The 15,050-nt window shown below is 42.1% G+C and carries 11 protein-coding genes; 9 read left to right on the top strand and 2 right to left on the bottom strand.

The window, feature by feature from the left end:
- Positions 1–12 precede the first annotated feature (12 nt).
- The 9 genes from ACFSW8_RS11475 to ACFSW8_RS11435 all read left to right on the top strand — a co-directional run bounded on the left by ACFSW8_RS11475 (position 13) and on the right by ACFSW8_RS11435 (position 12,249).
- Positions 13–1,878, top strand: a complete 1,866-nt coding sequence (locus ACFSW8_RS11475) for a glycosyltransferase family 2 protein (RefSeq protein WP_377086286.1) — start codon at positions 13–15, stop codon at positions 1,876–1,878.
- 289 nt (positions 1,879–2,167) lie between these two features.
- Complete coding sequence (locus tag ACFSW8_RS11470) at positions 2,168–4,525, top strand: rhamnan synthesis F family protein (RefSeq protein ID WP_377086285.1); 2,358 nt, start codon at positions 2,168–2,170, stop codon at positions 4,523–4,525.
- Positions 4,526–4,679: 154 nt separating this feature from the next.
- Positions 4,680–5,759 (top strand): rhamnan synthesis F family protein, encoded by a 1,080-nt coding sequence (locus ACFSW8_RS11465; protein ID WP_377086283.1) that lies wholly within the window; start codon positions 4,680–4,682, stop codon positions 5,757–5,759.
- A 133-nt stretch (positions 5,760–5,892) separates the two neighbouring features.
- Positions 5,893–7,938 (top strand): ABC transporter ATP-binding protein, encoded by a 2,046-nt coding sequence (locus tag ACFSW8_RS11460; RefSeq protein WP_377178285.1) that lies wholly within the window; start codon positions 5,893–5,895, stop codon positions 7,936–7,938.
- A gap of 36 nt (positions 7,939–7,974) precedes the next feature.
- The gene (locus ACFSW8_RS11455) at positions 7,975–8,994 is read left to right on the top strand and encodes a rhamnan synthesis F family protein (protein WP_377086282.1); all 1,020 of its coding nucleotides are present in this window, start codon (positions 7,975–7,977) and stop codon (positions 8,992–8,994) included.
- 60 nt (positions 8,995–9,054) lie between these two features.
- A complete protein-coding gene (locus ACFSW8_RS11450; RefSeq protein WP_377178283.1) occupies positions 9,055–9,951 on the top strand; it encodes a glycosyltransferase family 2 protein in 897 nt (298 codons plus the stop codon).
- Complete coding sequence (locus ACFSW8_RS11445) at positions 9,948–10,715, top strand: glycosyltransferase family 2 protein (RefSeq protein WP_377086279.1); 768 nt, start codon at positions 9,948–9,950, stop codon at positions 10,713–10,715. Before ACFSW8_RS11450 ends, ACFSW8_RS11445 begins: the two co-directional genes overlap by 4 nt.
- Positions 10,712–11,503 carry a glycosyltransferase family 2 protein gene (locus ACFSW8_RS11440; protein WP_377178281.1) on the top strand — a complete coding sequence of 264 codons (792 nt, stop codon included), beginning with the start codon at positions 10,712–10,714 and terminating at the stop codon, positions 11,501–11,503. Before ACFSW8_RS11445 ends, ACFSW8_RS11440 begins: the two co-directional genes overlap by 4 nt.
- 2 nt (positions 11,504–11,505) lie before the next feature.
- A complete protein-coding gene (locus tag ACFSW8_RS11435; RefSeq protein WP_377086275.1) occupies positions 11,506–12,249 on the top strand; it encodes a glycosyltransferase in 744 nt (247 codons plus the stop codon).
- A 22-nt stretch (positions 12,250–12,271) separates the two neighbouring features.
- Here ACFSW8_RS11435 and ACFSW8_RS11430 read toward each other — a convergent pair whose 3' ends face one another.
- Positions 12,272–13,357, bottom strand: a complete 1,086-nt coding sequence (locus ACFSW8_RS11430) for an alginate O-acetyltransferase AlgX-related protein (protein ID WP_377086274.1) — start codon at positions 13,355–13,357, stop codon at positions 12,272–12,274.
- 8 nt (positions 13,358–13,365) lie between these two features.
- Positions 13,366–14,835 (bottom strand): MBOAT family O-acyltransferase, encoded by a 1,470-nt coding sequence (locus ACFSW8_RS11425; RefSeq protein ID WP_377086273.1) that lies wholly within the window; start codon positions 14,833–14,835, stop codon positions 13,366–13,368.
- Positions 14,836–15,050 lie beyond the last annotated feature (215 nt).

Raw genomic sequence — 15,050 nt, 5'->3', positions numbered from 1 at the left:
GATTTGTTGGTAATGGAAGAACGTAGAAATAATTTTGATATGAAGTTATCTACAGAAGAGGTTAGGGGGGAATGCCTACCTTTGAAAGATCAAGATTGGGCCGAAGATGTGAAGCCTCTTGTGAGTATCCTGTGTCCAGCCTATAACCATGTTGATTATATCGAGGAGTGTTTGGATTCATTGTTGTCACAAGAGACAAACTTTCCAGTAGAGATTATTGTGCGTGATGATGCTTCGACTGATGGCACCGCAGAGATAGTTGAGCAATATGGAAAGCTTTACCCTAAGATAATTCGTACTATTTTGGAGCCTGAGAACTTCTATGCTCAAGGCGTGCGGGCGACTCCTATTTTGGCTGAGGCTAGTCTAGGGGAGTTCTGTGCAATGTGTGAATGTGATGATTATTGGGTTGCTACCGATAAACTTCAATTACAAGTCGAATTGTTGATAGATAATCCAGAGTGTTATATGGCTGCTGCTCAAACGATTATCAAGTTTGATGATGGCAGGGTCGATGAACTATGCAAAGGAAAGCCACAAAAATTACTCTCATTTTATGATTTGCTTGATGACTGCTATTTGCATACGTCTACTTATTTGATGAGATCATTTAAGCAGGTTCTCAGAGAATGGAGTGATAAATTATACTTATCTGACACAACTCTCAGGTATATATACTCAGATCTTGGTCCAGTGGTATTTTTGCCAAAAATTGTTTCGGTATATCGATATTCGGGCAAGGGAATTTGGTCTAGTTTGACTCAAATAGAGCAAGTAAACATAGAGATTGATTTGCACCAACGTTTTTTTGAGCACTTTAAGGTGAAGTATAGGAATTTCTTTGCCAAGAAGTTATTGGATTTATATCACTGGAAAAATACGTTACTGCCATTAGGTGAAGAAGATAATGCTTATATTGATAAATTAGGTGTAAATGAAGGTGCTCTTGTGAGTGTTTGCTTGCCAGCATATAACCATGCTCCTTATGTAGAACAGGCGATACGCTCGATATGTAGCCAAACGCATTTTAGTATTGAGCTGATTGTGGTTGATGATGGCTCTACTGATGCGACAGCTTCTGTGATCGAGGGTTTGCGCAGCACTTGCGTGGCTCATTGCCGTAGGTTTGAATTTATACAGCAAAAAAATCAAGGCGTAGTGAGTGCGCTTAATAGAGCCATCGAATCGTCTCATGGTGAATATATTTATATTATTGCATCGGATGATGTGGTGGAGCCTCACGCTATAGCGACTTTGTGCTCTTTTCTAGATGTTCACAGGGATTATGCTCTGGCTGTTGGAGATAATGCATTTATCGATGACTCAGGTGCTGAGTGCTTCTGGAATGGAGATTGTCAAAACGTTCATAGTCGGGAAGAGGCTACTTATACCAGCTTTGGAGATTTTCTCAGACAGAATCGCCCAGATGTTAATTTTTTGGGCGATGAATTTGGGCAATACCCCTTACTTCTGAAAGGAAATCATGTGCCCAATGGGTATTTACTCCGTCGTGATGCTGTGGTTGAAGTAGGTGGTTATGATGCGGGCCTTCAGCTAGAGGATTACAATTTGATGCTCAAGTTATCTAAGAAATGGAAGTTTAAATACCTTGATGAGGTCTTATTTCGTTATAGATGGCATGGAGCAAATACCGCTAAAGATCGTGTTAAAATGATACGATCAACGATGGATGTCTTGGCGAATGAAAGATCGTATTGTAGGTACAGACTGAAATTGAGAATTACTCTCACTATCGAGCTGCTAAAGTGGAAAATCGAAATTACAGATGAAGGAAAGGTATTAGATCAATTGAAATTGCGAATGGAGCGGTGGAGTAGGGTTTATGATTATTTGTGGCCTTCTGATAATAGCGGGTAGATACATTGTTATAGAAAAACGCTGTTTAGTTTTTTGCATGTAAAATTGTTATAGTGATATTGAGATGTGCCGTGCTGGTTTAGCTAGACTGTTAACCTCTAAATGTAGAGGGATAATATCATTATAGTGTGATAGTGCCAAATGCTACTATGGTTTGACGTTTTGGATATAACGTAGCCATTTCGTGAATGAAGTATGTGTTTAATGATTCGAATTAAGTTTTGTTATGTGTAGGAGAGTATGGTTTCGCTTGTTAGCGACATAATTGAATATGTATTTATAAGTGAGTATGAAGGGCGAAGTGAAATTAGCAAATAGGCTGAGAAAGTTTGAAAGGTCTATTCGGAAAAGTCGAAAAAAAATTCTAGGAGAGCATAGGAAAATTAGCATTAAAGGTTTGCTTTCTAGGGCTTCAAGGAGAGGTGGGGATATTGAGTATAATAACGCAAAACCACGTGTGTTAGTTGTCTCCCATGACGCTTCATATACGGGTTGCTCAGTTTTAGTATATAATATTGCAAAGAAGTTGTCTGATAAGTACAACGTCACAATCTTATCTCTTGGGGAAGGAGCTTTGCACGATGCGTTTAAATCTGTTTCAGTTGAATATTGGGTAGACAAACGCAAACATCACGCTCGTGGCTACTATTTGAACAGTTTGTCGTCACTGATGAGGAAGCGTGACTATAAATACGCTATCGTTAACTCGATAGAGTCTAGACATGTTCTAGAGGCTTTGAGAGGTTACAAAATACCCACTGTCTCGCTCATTCATGAATTTGCGAGTTATACCAAACAGGGTAGAGAGGCTTTTTCATATGCTTTTAATTGGTCAAGGTCTATTGTTTTTCCAGCTGACGTAGTGATGCGGAATGCCTTGAGCATAACGGGTTACAATAGAACTCATAATGTTTATAGTACTGGACAGGGAAAATGCGAGGTGCCTAAGTTGCATTCTTTAAATGATGGCGACGGAAGTGAAGAATGTGAGCGCCTAAAATCAATATTGAGGCCAGATGGAGGGAGTGATCAATTTATTGTTATTGGTTCCGGATCCGTAGATTATAGGAAAGGTGTTGATCTTTTTATAGGAGTCGCTGCGAAATTAATCAAAATGTATGGGGGTACTCACGCTAAGTTCGTGTGGTTAGTGGAGGGGGGGGAAGCTGAAGGAGATGATCGATATTTGATGTCTATTAGAGATCAAATAGATCGTTCGGGGCTAACTGACCAAGTCATTATGCTACCATGGACCTCCGAGATTGAGTGTGTCTATCAGCTTGCTGATCTTTTGTTGCTTACAGGTCGAGTAGAGCCACTACCTAATGTAGCTATCGATGCTCTCTCTCTGGGTACACCAGTGATGTGTTTTGACCGCGCGGCTGGAATTGCTGACTATCTTGAAAAGGCTGCTTTAGGTAATTCTCTGATTGCTGATTATTTGGATGTAGATGATATGGCATCGAAGCTTGGTGTTTTAGCTTCTGATAGCAAGTTCTACCGATCTGTTAAAAATAAGGTAAGAGAGCATTTTTCAGATAACTTTTGTATGGATTCTTATTTGAAAAAGATCGATTCAGTAGCCTTAGGCCAAGTCGATCCCGAAATTTTGTCATTGGATATTGAGGAAATTCTAAAGTCGAATAGTTTACGTGAAGATTACTTTCTCCAAGCGAGTGATGAAATTAATTCGAGTAGAGGTTGTGTAGAACTTTACTTAAGTGAGACTAAAAAAGGGTACGGAGTCAGACGACCTGAGCCTGGTTTTAATTCTACAATGTATTTAGAATCTTTGCAGGCTCGTGATTTTTTCGTTCAAGATCCTTACGCTGAATTTTTAAGGAGAGGGCGCCCTGAAGGTAAGTGGATGCAGGAAGTTATATCTGAGAACTCGCCAGTTAGCGATAGTATATCAGACTTGGAAGGTCGCGTGGCTCTGCACATACATGTGCATTATGTTGATGTACTGGTGGAAATTTTCAAAAGGCTTCAACATAATAGTTTTAAACCTGATGTGTTTATAACTTTGAGTGAAAAAAACTCAATTGATGAAGTGCGTATGTCAGCTAGTGACTTTGGAGTATCTCTAAAAAGCGTAGTGAAAACTCCTAACCGAGGACGTGATGTAGGGCCGTTTTTGACTGAATTTCTTGGGAATGGTACACCTTATGAGATTATTGGGCATCTGCACACTAAGAAGAGTCTTTTCACAGGTTCAGATAAAGTTGGTAAATTGTGGTCGAACTTTCTTTTTGAGAATTTATTAGGAGGTGATAAGGGAGGGGGGATGATGGATAGAGTACTGACTCAATTTCTTGGTGATGATTCGGTTGGGATGATATATCCATCTGACCCTAATATTGTGTCTTGGACTCAGAATGATTTGATTGCTGAAGAATATGCAGAAAGAATGGGGTTTGGAAAACTTCCCAATGAAATAAATTTCCCAGTGGGAACCATGTTTTGGTGCAGAACAGAAGCTATTCAGCCATTCATAGAGCTCAATTTACAGTGGGCTGATTATCCTAGAGAGCCGATTGGTGTGGATGGAACGATTCTCCATGCATTTGAGCGTTTATTAGGGTATGTGCCAGAGAAATTGGGTTATAAGACTTTGGTTACAAATGTAAGAGGGGTTTCGAGATGACTTTTATATCCGCCTTAATAGCTCAATTTTCTAATAAGTGGGGAGAAGAATCGAATTCGCAACTCATGAATTATATTGAGACCTACTGAATGAATCATGGATCGTTGTTGGTTTAAAAATTTTATGTGTTTTTTTAAAGTGTTTTAGTTGTGTTATGATGCGTTTACTAAAGAGGGTTAAGATGTGGCTTCATGATGTTTTTTGCGTGGGTTGCAAAAAGAAAATTGCAGCATCTTATCCCGCGTTCGATTCATGCTTTTATAGAAGCCAATTACCAAAGTACTCATTGGGTCATATTGTTCCTGTTACGCATTATCAAATGTTTGGGAGATATAGAGGGTACTTAGCAACGAACATAATCGATATTAAATATTGTGCTAGTAAGTATGGGGTGCCTGAGTGTGATGTAGTCAATGAGTACATATTTAGAGGGCGATTTGAAGGATGGGATACGATGTCCCCTAATGTTTTGTCTCTGGATGAAAATACTCAAGAATATCTGAATTCTCCGCGTAAGGGAGAATCTCAGTATGCTGTGGCCTTGCACCTATACCATTATGATCTATGGGAGGAGTTTGAAAAAAATATATTAGAGGTTGATGATCTAGTGGACTTATATGTCAATTTGATCGATCATGGAGGCGAGGAGGCTGATTTAATAGCCAAGAAGATCCGATCGAGTTTTCCTAATGCGGTCATTCTAAAGTTCCCTAACCATGGGAGAGATATTTTACCATTTATGCAGTTAGTGAGGTCAGGGGCATTGAGTTCCTACAAGGCTATAATAAAGCTACATACTAAGAAGTCTCGAGGTGCAGAGAGGTGGAGAGAGCGCTTAGTTAATTCTATCATGTATGATCGTGAGCATGTGCTAAGTTTATTTCAAATTATGGAAAATGAGGATGTGGGGCTAATTGGCTCAGAAAAAGACATTCATGGTGGTTACAATTTGTGGAAGTATAACATTGAAGGCGTAAAGAAGATGGTTGCTCAGCTAGGTCTGAGTTATGCTGGCTTAGATAGCTATCCTGACTTTTTGGCTGGCAGTATATTTATCATTAAAGGCAGTGTCCTTGATGCTAGCAAAAATCTTGAGTTTGAGTCATGCGATTGGCCTCCCGAAGCTGGGCAACAAGATGGGACTGTCGGGCATCAGGTTGAGAGACTTTTTTCTATATTGTGCTACGAGAAAGGTTTAGCGGTCAGAGGGGTTAGCCCGCCCAGTGATCAGTGAGCGAAGATCGCATTGTATTGTCACTAATCTGAGCTTTTTAGATCAGCAATCTTGTGTGGAAGAATGCTTTTGACAAAGGATGGGAGAACTGTAGGTTTCTGCCAACTGTGCTGAATATTCAGTAACCAAATAGATGAAAAAATTATTGCCTTATTTTAAGCTTATAGCTCCGGTGAAATGGAGGTTTATATTAGCTCTTGTTGCAGGTGTCGTGTACGGCATTTCATCTGGATTTGGACTGCCGTTTATGGCGTCCAAAGTTTTTCCCTTGTTGTTCTCTTCATCTGAACAGGGGCTAGTGGTAGCTGTAGCCAGTGACGAATTATCTCCAGTACATTATGATTTAGGTAAGCAGGAAGATTTCACATTGAATGAGAAACTGTATACCAAATCCGAAGACGGAAATTTCAATGCTTTACCTCAATCCGCGATATTATCAGCAGGTGGTACATACCGCGAGAGTGAGGAAAGTACACCGAAGTCTTTAGGTAATTTGTATTACAAAGTTGATGACGAGAATTTTCAGTCTATTCAACCTAAATTGTTTGTGAAGGCTGCCTCGCAGGACTATAAACCCTTATCTTCAGAAGCAGAACAAAAGGGAAATAAGTGGTTTTTGTTTGGAGCGGTAATGATGCTTCCTGCTGTATTTTTTGTGCGAGGTTTATCAGGTTTTGTAAATACTTACCAGATCACTTACTGTGGTAACTTTATCTTAGAGAGGCTGCGTATGGACGTATTTACAAAGCTGCAGGCTCTAGATCTGGCCTTTTTCCAAAGGCACGGATCGGGTGATTTAATGACAAGAATCATGACTGAAAGTGCTCGTCTACAGCAAATGCTGACTTCTACAGCAAATGACTTGATCAAGCAGCCAGTCACTTTCATAGCAGCTGTTTTTTCCTTAGTCTACTTGTCTATTCAGCAAAGCGAATTTGTGTTTATTCTTGTTTGCTTTGCTGTCATACCAGCTTGTATTTTCCCTATAAGAAAGCTTTCTAAACGAATGCTGGAGCGCATGCGTGTCGGAGCCAAGGGTGAAGGCGAGATCGGCAATTGTGTGCAGGAGAACTTAATGGCTACAAGGGATGTTCGTGCCTTCAATCTAGAGGAAAGAGAAATTTCTAAGTTTAAGACGCTCTTGGATGGGTTCTTCACCATGATAATGAAGATGACCAAGTACCGTTCTATGATACCTCCATCTGTTGAATTCATAACAGCCTTGGGGGTTTCTGTTGCAATCTTTTATTCAGCTCAGAACGGACTTACTCTGGAAATGGTGCTTCCTTTAATTTTTGCGCTGTATATGAGCTACGAACCTATCAAGAGGATGGGTATGCTGCAAAATCAGCTAGTGCTCGGAGCTGTAGCTATTGAGAGACTTGAAGAAATTTTAAAGGCGGAAGAGGGGGTTAAAGATCCTGAAAACCCGAAAGTGCTACCTGAGATAGCTGGGGAAATTTCTTTCTCAAATGTGACTTTCAATTACGAAAAAGGAACGCCAGCCCTTGATAATGTCAGTGTCGATATCAATTCTGATGAGATTGTAGCCCTGGTGGGGCCGAGTGGTGCTGGTAAGTCAACTTTTACGCATTTAATTTCTCGCTCCTATGAGCATCAAGGTGGAGTCATAGCTTTTGATGGACTGGATGTCCGCGATTACAAGCTGCATGATGTTCGTGCAAATGTTTCTGTAGTTTCTCAAGATCCGTACCTATTTAACGATACAGTCGAAAATAACATTCGATTAGGTAAGCTAGACGCTACTGAGGAGGAAATTCGCATCGCTGCTCGTTTGGCTCATTGCCATAACTTTATCGAAGAGCTACCACAGGGCTACCATACCATGGTAGGTGAGAAAGCGACACGTTTATCAGGTGGTCAGAGGCAGCGTCTAGCAATTGCACGTGCATTCTTGAAAAATTCTCCAATTCTTATACTCGATGAAGCAACTTCAGCCTTAGATGCGGAGAGTGAGCAGGCTGTTCAGGGAGCCTTGGAAGATTTGGTGAAGGGGAGGACCACCTTGATCATTGCCCACCGCTTCAGTTCTATCAAGATCGCGCATCGCATTCTTGTGTTTGATGCAGGTAAAATAGTAGCACAGGGATCTCATGATGAACTTATGGCAAGCAGTGACTTGTATAGGAATTTGCATGAAAAACAGTTGTTAGAATAGAATCTTTTCTTTAGCCTACTGCTAAGTTAAAGCCCCATGAATCAATCAGGTATACACTATGCTGACATAAAACTGGATGAGAGCACACGTGAGTTATGCATATTGGCGTCTTACGATCGTTGTTCTCAGGTTCAGAAGTATGTGTATCACCTCATCGATAAAGTAGCATCAGAGCTAGATGCTCATGTTGTATTCGTTACGACTTCGGATGTCTTGTCAGATGAAGACAAAGGTAAACTCTCTAAGATGGGGGTTTCCGTTGTTCACAGAGAGAATTCTGGCTATGACTTTAAGTCTTACTACGTGGGTTTGAGTTGCTTTAAAGATAAGCTCTTACAGTTCGAAAGAGTCTATCATGTGAACGATAGTGTCTACGGCCCGTTTGCTTCTCTATCTGAGGTAAAGGCGCGAATGCTAAGGTCTGGATTTGATGCTTGGGGAATGACTGATAGTTGGAAGATTAACTATCATGTTCAGTCTTATTTTACCTGCTTTAACTCCAATGTATTTGATGAGTTAGTGCGCTTTTGGGATGGATATTCTTTTGAGAGTGATTATGGCACAGTCATAAGCTCTGGAGAAGTGGGGCTAAGTCAGCATCTGATTAAGAACGGGTTTTGTGTAGGAGCTGCCTTTCCTCTTGAAAAGTATGTCGCTCCTTATTTAAACAAAGTCGAAAACGCTGGTGATAATGCGCACACCTGTGTGCGATCAATGTCGAAGCCGCGATGGTACTCCATAAAGCAGCGAGCGACGCAGCTAGACCCATCCGTAATAGTTTGGCGTCCTATGCTGAAAGATGGGTATCCATTCTTAAAAACGAAGTTACTTAAGGATTGGTGTCATCTAGGAGCTCATTCAGGTGACTGGTTGAATCTCGTTCCTGAGAGTTTTGTTTATGCTCAGACTGTTGCGCAAGCCAGTGTTCACAGGGATCGACCAGCATTAGTTGGAAAGCTAAAACCTAAGTGTTACCACTTTTTCCTCAACCCTGTTAAGTATCTCAAGTATATTAAGAACTGGTCAGAGTTTATGAGGAGGTTGATTTCTGATTAATTCTGGATTCTAGCATTGCTGAGAAGAAGGCTCACCGCTACTGATAGATGCATTGAATCAATGAAGATTACAGCGATCATCGATAGTTACAACTCGGCCGCGTACTTAGGTGAGGCTATTCAGAGTGTTTTGGATCAGACTAGGCTCCCTGATGAATTTCTAGTTGTGGATGATGAGTCACCTGATGGTTCGGTTGAGATTGCCGAGAGGATGTTGCGGGATGTGCCGTGGGCTCGGGTGGTAGAGAAGAAGAATGGTGGGCAGCTGAGCTGTGTGAGTGAGGGGGTTGTGCATGCGACGGGAGACATTGTTGCTCTATTAGATAGCGATGACATATGGCATGCGAACCATCTGGAATTGGCGGAAGAGCAGTTTCGTAAGGAGCCAAAGTTGAGCTTATATTTTTCGGCTTGTAAGGAATTTGGGGAGGGGGAGAAGAACCTTTATCGTAGTTATGCGCCTGGGCTATTGGGGCGCACACAGGTGTTGACGGCGGTGGGCAATTCTTATGTAGGAGGTTTGAACTCGGCTTTGGTGGCGAAGGTGGAGGATTTGAAGCCGTATTTGCCATTGCCGAGAGATTTGGAGAGAGATTGGATTGTGAATGCTGATAACATCACTATCTGGCTGACATCCTTGAGTGGAGGACTGAAGTATGCTTCATCTGAGGTGACCGTTCAGTATAGGGTGCATGCCACTAACAACCACAAGAGCTTGTCAAAATATCCAGCGAGGATTCAGAGGAAGGCGGCGACGGCTCGTTTTTTTGAGTATTGCAGGCGGCAATTTTATATTTCTGGCGACTTTGCAAAGTTATTGCCGCAGGAATATCGCGCGCACCCAACACGCACGCCTGAGTTAAAGAAAGAATATTTACGGGCCTTGTCGAAGGCTAGCCATAGCATTGGGCTGCGAGCGAGCATCGTAGCATACTTGAGGATTCAGTTAGGAAAATGAGTCGAGGTCTAGAAATGTCTGCAGTGATCATCACCAGAGATGACGCTGAGCGGGTATCGAAGTTAGTGCGGCATCTCACGACATTAGTACAGGATGTAGTCGTGCTGGTGGATGACCGAAGTGGTCCTGAGGTGAGTGAGGCTCTAGAGGGGGTGGACGGGGTACGCTTTGAGAGTTTCACATTTGAGGGTTTTGGGCATGCGAAGCGAAGGGTTGTAGCATTGGCTAGATACGATTGGATTTTTTCAATGGATGCGGATGAATGGCCGGATGCTGAGTGTGAGTCGGCATTGGCTGGAGTTGATCTAGCTAGTCCTGGGATATATAAATTGAGGCGCTTAAATCATTATTGTGGGAGGCCGATCCGCGGGTGTGGTTGGTACCCAGACTATGTGATCCGTGTGTTTCACAGGGGAGTGGCAAACTTTAGTGAGGACATTGTGCACGAGTCCGTGAAGCCGCTGGATGGGAAGTTAGAGCCCAAGGCGATTGGGGGGCACATTTTGCATTATTCATTTAATGGCAGTGACCAATTGCTACAGAAATTGATTCAATACACGAGTTTGTATGCGGAGAATTACAATGGGAAGCCGAAGTCGGTGCCCGTGATTTTACTGAGGACATTGGTGGCATTCATAAAGTTTTACATTTTGAAGAAGGGGATTTGTTTTGGACGCGATGGATTCATCATATCTCTGATGAATGCGGGAGGGGTATTTCATAAGCATTGGCGTGCGGCGGAAATTATAAGGGAGAGAAAATGAAGGTAGCGGTAATTATCTCGACGTATAATTGGCCTGAGGCCTTAAATTTGTGTTTGGCGTCATTGGCACAGCAGAACCACAAGCCAGATGAGGTGATCATCGGGGATGATGGGTCGAGGGCTGATACCAAAGAAGTGATTGATCGCTGGAGGTCGAAGTTGACGATTTACCATGAATGGCAAGAGGACAGTGGCTTTAGGCTGGCTCGGAGCCGCAACTTGACTTTGCGCAAGGTGACGGCTGAGTATGTGATCTGTATTGATGGAGATATGGTGCTGCACCCAGACTTTGTATCAGATCATCTCTCGTTTGCTAAGAAGGGGAGCTTTGTACAAGGGTCTCGGGTGCTACTTAATGATGACTTTAGTAAGCAGATCATGTCTAGCAGCCAGCCGTGGAGGTGGAATACGAAGTTGATAGAAGGAGGGGTGTTAGGAAACAGGAATAACCTTATTCGCAAGCCGTTATTGACTCGATTGATTGGCTTGCAGGCTAAGGAGAGCGCAAAGAATACGCGCACATGCAATATGGCATTTTGGCGCGAGGACCTGTATGCGGTCAACGGTTTTGACAATCGCTATGAGGGATGGGGGCGTGAGGATAGTGATTTGGCTTGGCGGTTAGTGAACTACGGGGTGAAACGCCGAAAGTTAAAATTCTCAGCAGTGGCTTTGCACATTTACCATCCGGAAGTGTCCAGGGCGTCATTGCCAGAGAACGATAAAATGTTGCAGAGGGTGTTAGATGATAAATCTTACTATCGCTGTGAGAGTGGTATAGAAGAATAGCAATGGAAACAGTATCACTAGTGATTACGAGCTGTGCTCGTATGGATTTATTGGAGCAAACTTTAGCGAGTTTTCATCATTGGAATAGTTATCCACTGAGTCAGGTGATTGTGACTGAGGATTCCCCCTATGGAGACAAGGTGCAAAAGTTGTTAGATCAATATGATTGGGGCTGTCCTGTGAAGTTGATAGCGAATGGGGAGCGGATTGGTCAGCTAGCAAGCATTGATAAGGCGTATGCTGAGAACAGCTCGGAATATGTGTTTCACTGTGAAGACGACTGGGAGTTTAGTCGCAAGGGGTTTATTGAGGATTCACTGGAGGTCTTGAAGCAGGATCGCGAGGCATTTTGTGTATGGATTCGCGAGCGATCCGAATTCCCTGACGCCTTATTTTCTGGGGAGAGGTATTATGACTCGGAGGGTAAGGATGTAGGAGAGTTTGTTGTGAAGGAGATTTGTTCATTTAACCCATCATTGAGACGAGCCTCTGACTTTGGTAAGTATCTTCCCTTGGTTCAGTTTGTGGATGAGATCGAGGCGGGAGTGTCACAGGTATTGGAGGATGCGGGGATGCATTCTATATTGCTTGATGCATCGGCAACTCAGCACATTGGCTGGCACCGCAGATTAGACGCTCATTCACAGGATAAAGCCCAATGGATTTATGACTGGAAAGATCGCTTCAAGCGTCTCAAGTCAAAATTGTATAAGGTTTTGAAAAGAGGCCATTTCAAACAGCGCTAAGAGTTATTATTACAGTCAGCAATTAGTCTAACTCAACTGAGCCAGGTGCTCTTTCATTAAATTCTTCAGCGAGACAGGCTCTTTCAACAACAGTCACGAAAACATAGTCCGGTTGCCATTTTTCTATGATATTTTCCAGTCGGGGGCTAGCAACCACGTCCTTCCAGTGTTGTTTCAGTACATGGCTAAAAGTTGATGTCATGTGTTTAGTCATCGCAACACCGAAAGAGTCAGATAACCAGAGCACTTTTTTGTTATTCAGTGATTTTGGCGTGTGTATGAGGTAAGGATGGTGTGGGTTGCCAAAAACAGGATCAGTACCCTCATATACAACCGAGTTATTTTCATAATCGTAAATAGTATGTGTGAATTGAGAGTTCAGTCTGTTTATCCCAGAAAAGGATACAGTATCTTGAGGTGGGTTTTCTATCTTTAAAAATCTAGCTAGATCTCCAGATGCACATGGGACAACGTCACCTAGCTGTGTCCAGTTAGGAGGCGGGGTAGTCAGTTTTTCCTTACTCTCAAGGCTATTGATTAATTTATTAAATGCGATACCTGCTGCATAGAAGTTCCAGTGTGTGTCGGTACGAAAATATAGTAGAGCACTGTCAGCGAATAGGTCAGGTCGTAAATCTAAATATATATTGTTATCTTTATATAAGTGCTCAGAGATGGAACTTGATTGTGGCTGAGCCCATTGCGGCATATTTTGAGAATAAATCGTACTCTTATTTGGTGCTACTAGGATTTTAAAATCATCCACATTATTCTCTAAGTAATAATCGAGCCATTTTTTTTGGTTCTCAACAATCTCGTGTGAGGTTTGAGCGACTTTAGGAGTGTTAGATCCTATGCGGCTAGCGCTTAGGGTGTTGTCGTGTCTGTCGCCAAGAAATAACCAGCCGTCCTTACCAATAATCACATCGCCAGGCTCAGGGCTGATCCCGTTCTGAATCAAGTATGGGTTGATTTTCTTATCTAAATAGTCTGTCGAATATAAGTTTTTAATGACACTGGATTCGAAGCTGTCTCTATTTAAAATGTTAATGATCGGTAATGCAGATAATCCAATTGCAACGATAGAGAAAAAAAGTTTCAAGTACATGGTACGCGCTAAAAGTTAAAATAAAGGAAAACTGAGCTGGAGGAAGCAACGGTGATATAAATTGATACCGTGAATACGATGGCTAGTAATATTACTTTTTTCTTAGAAATCGATTGAGTGAGCTCTATCGAGTTTCGACACGATAGAATGTAGAAGGCAATAGAAATGCATAAGTACTGAGGGATGCAGGTGATTAAGTAGACAGGATAGGAGGCCGCTATCTTGTCAGCGTTTGTGCCAAGCCAAGCTAGCTGTTCTGTCGGCATTGCATGGGCGTCATAAATCGTATTGTTGAGTCCAAGCATAGCTTTAATTATCGAGAGAGCATCATTTAGGTCGCTAGCTCTGAAAAAGATCCAGGTGAGGTTGACGAAGTTAAATGTCACCAACCACGCGAGGACTTTAGGCATATTACCTCCCAGTGATTTCCAAATTCTGTGTATGACGAGGGCAATTCCGTGCAGAGCACCCCAGATAACAAACATCCAGCTAGCTCCGTGCCATATCCCTCCAATCAAAAAAGTGAGGAATAGATTATTATATGTATGGATTGCACCTTTCTGGTTTCCTCCGAGAGGGATGTAGATGTAATCTCTTAAGAAGCGGCCAAGTGTGATGTGCCAACGTCGCCAGAAGTCCTGGATATCTAGGGATTTGTATGGGGAGTTGAAGTTGATTGGAAGTTTGATGTTGAACAACAAAGCTGCGCCAATGGCCATATCGCAATACCCACTGAAGTCGAAGTACAACTGGAATGTATAACTTAAAGAAGTTGCCCATGCTAGAGCAGAGTTAAGTGTACTTGCTGACTGAAAACCTGCGTCAGCCCAGACCGCAAATGAGTCTGCAATGATTACTTTCTTACCCAGACCGATAGTAAAAGTGAGTACTCCAAGAAGTATGTTCCTAGTTTTGGGGAGTAAGTTCCATTTAGACTCAAATTGAGTCATCATCTCTCGATGGTGTACAATTGGACCAGCGATTAATTGCGGGAAAAAGGTGACGAAGAGTGTGTAGTTCAATAAATTGTACTCGCTAGTTTCACCCCTATAACTATCCACTAGGTAGGCGATTTGTTGGAAGGTGAAAAAGCTAATTGCTAGGGGGAGTACAATTTCAGATAGTTCAAAGTTGCTTCCAGTTATTAGATTTATGTTATCTATTAAAAAGTTAGAGTACTTGTAATAGCCTAATAGACCAAGGTTGAAACATATGCCGACAATGAGAGAGGCTTTTCTATTTACTCTCTTTCTATGAGAGTAACTTTTGGATAATCCAGTGCCTATTGCATAATTACATGCTAATGAGATGAGAATGAGGGGCAGATATGAAGCATCCCAATAGGAGTAAAAAAAAAGGCTAGCGGTAACTAGCCACATTTTACTACCAATGAAGAGCCTTTGCTTAATTAGGAAAAAATAACCTAAAAAGCATATAGGTAAGAATAAAAATATAAATTCCCAATTACTGAACAGCATATTTCAGATTATTTGTTAGTTGTGTTTCACTTAAGGGTAGCAGTTTGTGCCAAGGGGGGCATGCGCGGACTTCTATCTCAAGTTTAGAATGGTGAGTCCAGACGAAATCGTAATTTTAGAAGCATTGCCGTGCAGAGAGTGAGCAGGTTATATACAGTGCACAGAACAATAGAAAGAGGGGGGGATGGTTATTGACCTACGGCAAAGAGGGTGGA

It is taken from the genome of Rubritalea tangerina (genome assembly GCF_042683245.1).
Classification (GTDB): Bacteria; Verrucomicrobiota; Verrucomicrobiia; order Verrucomicrobiales; family Akkermansiaceae; genus Rubritalea; species Rubritalea tangerina.
Note: the sequence above shows the minus strand (reverse complement) of the source record. Positions and strands in the feature narration are given on the sequence as shown.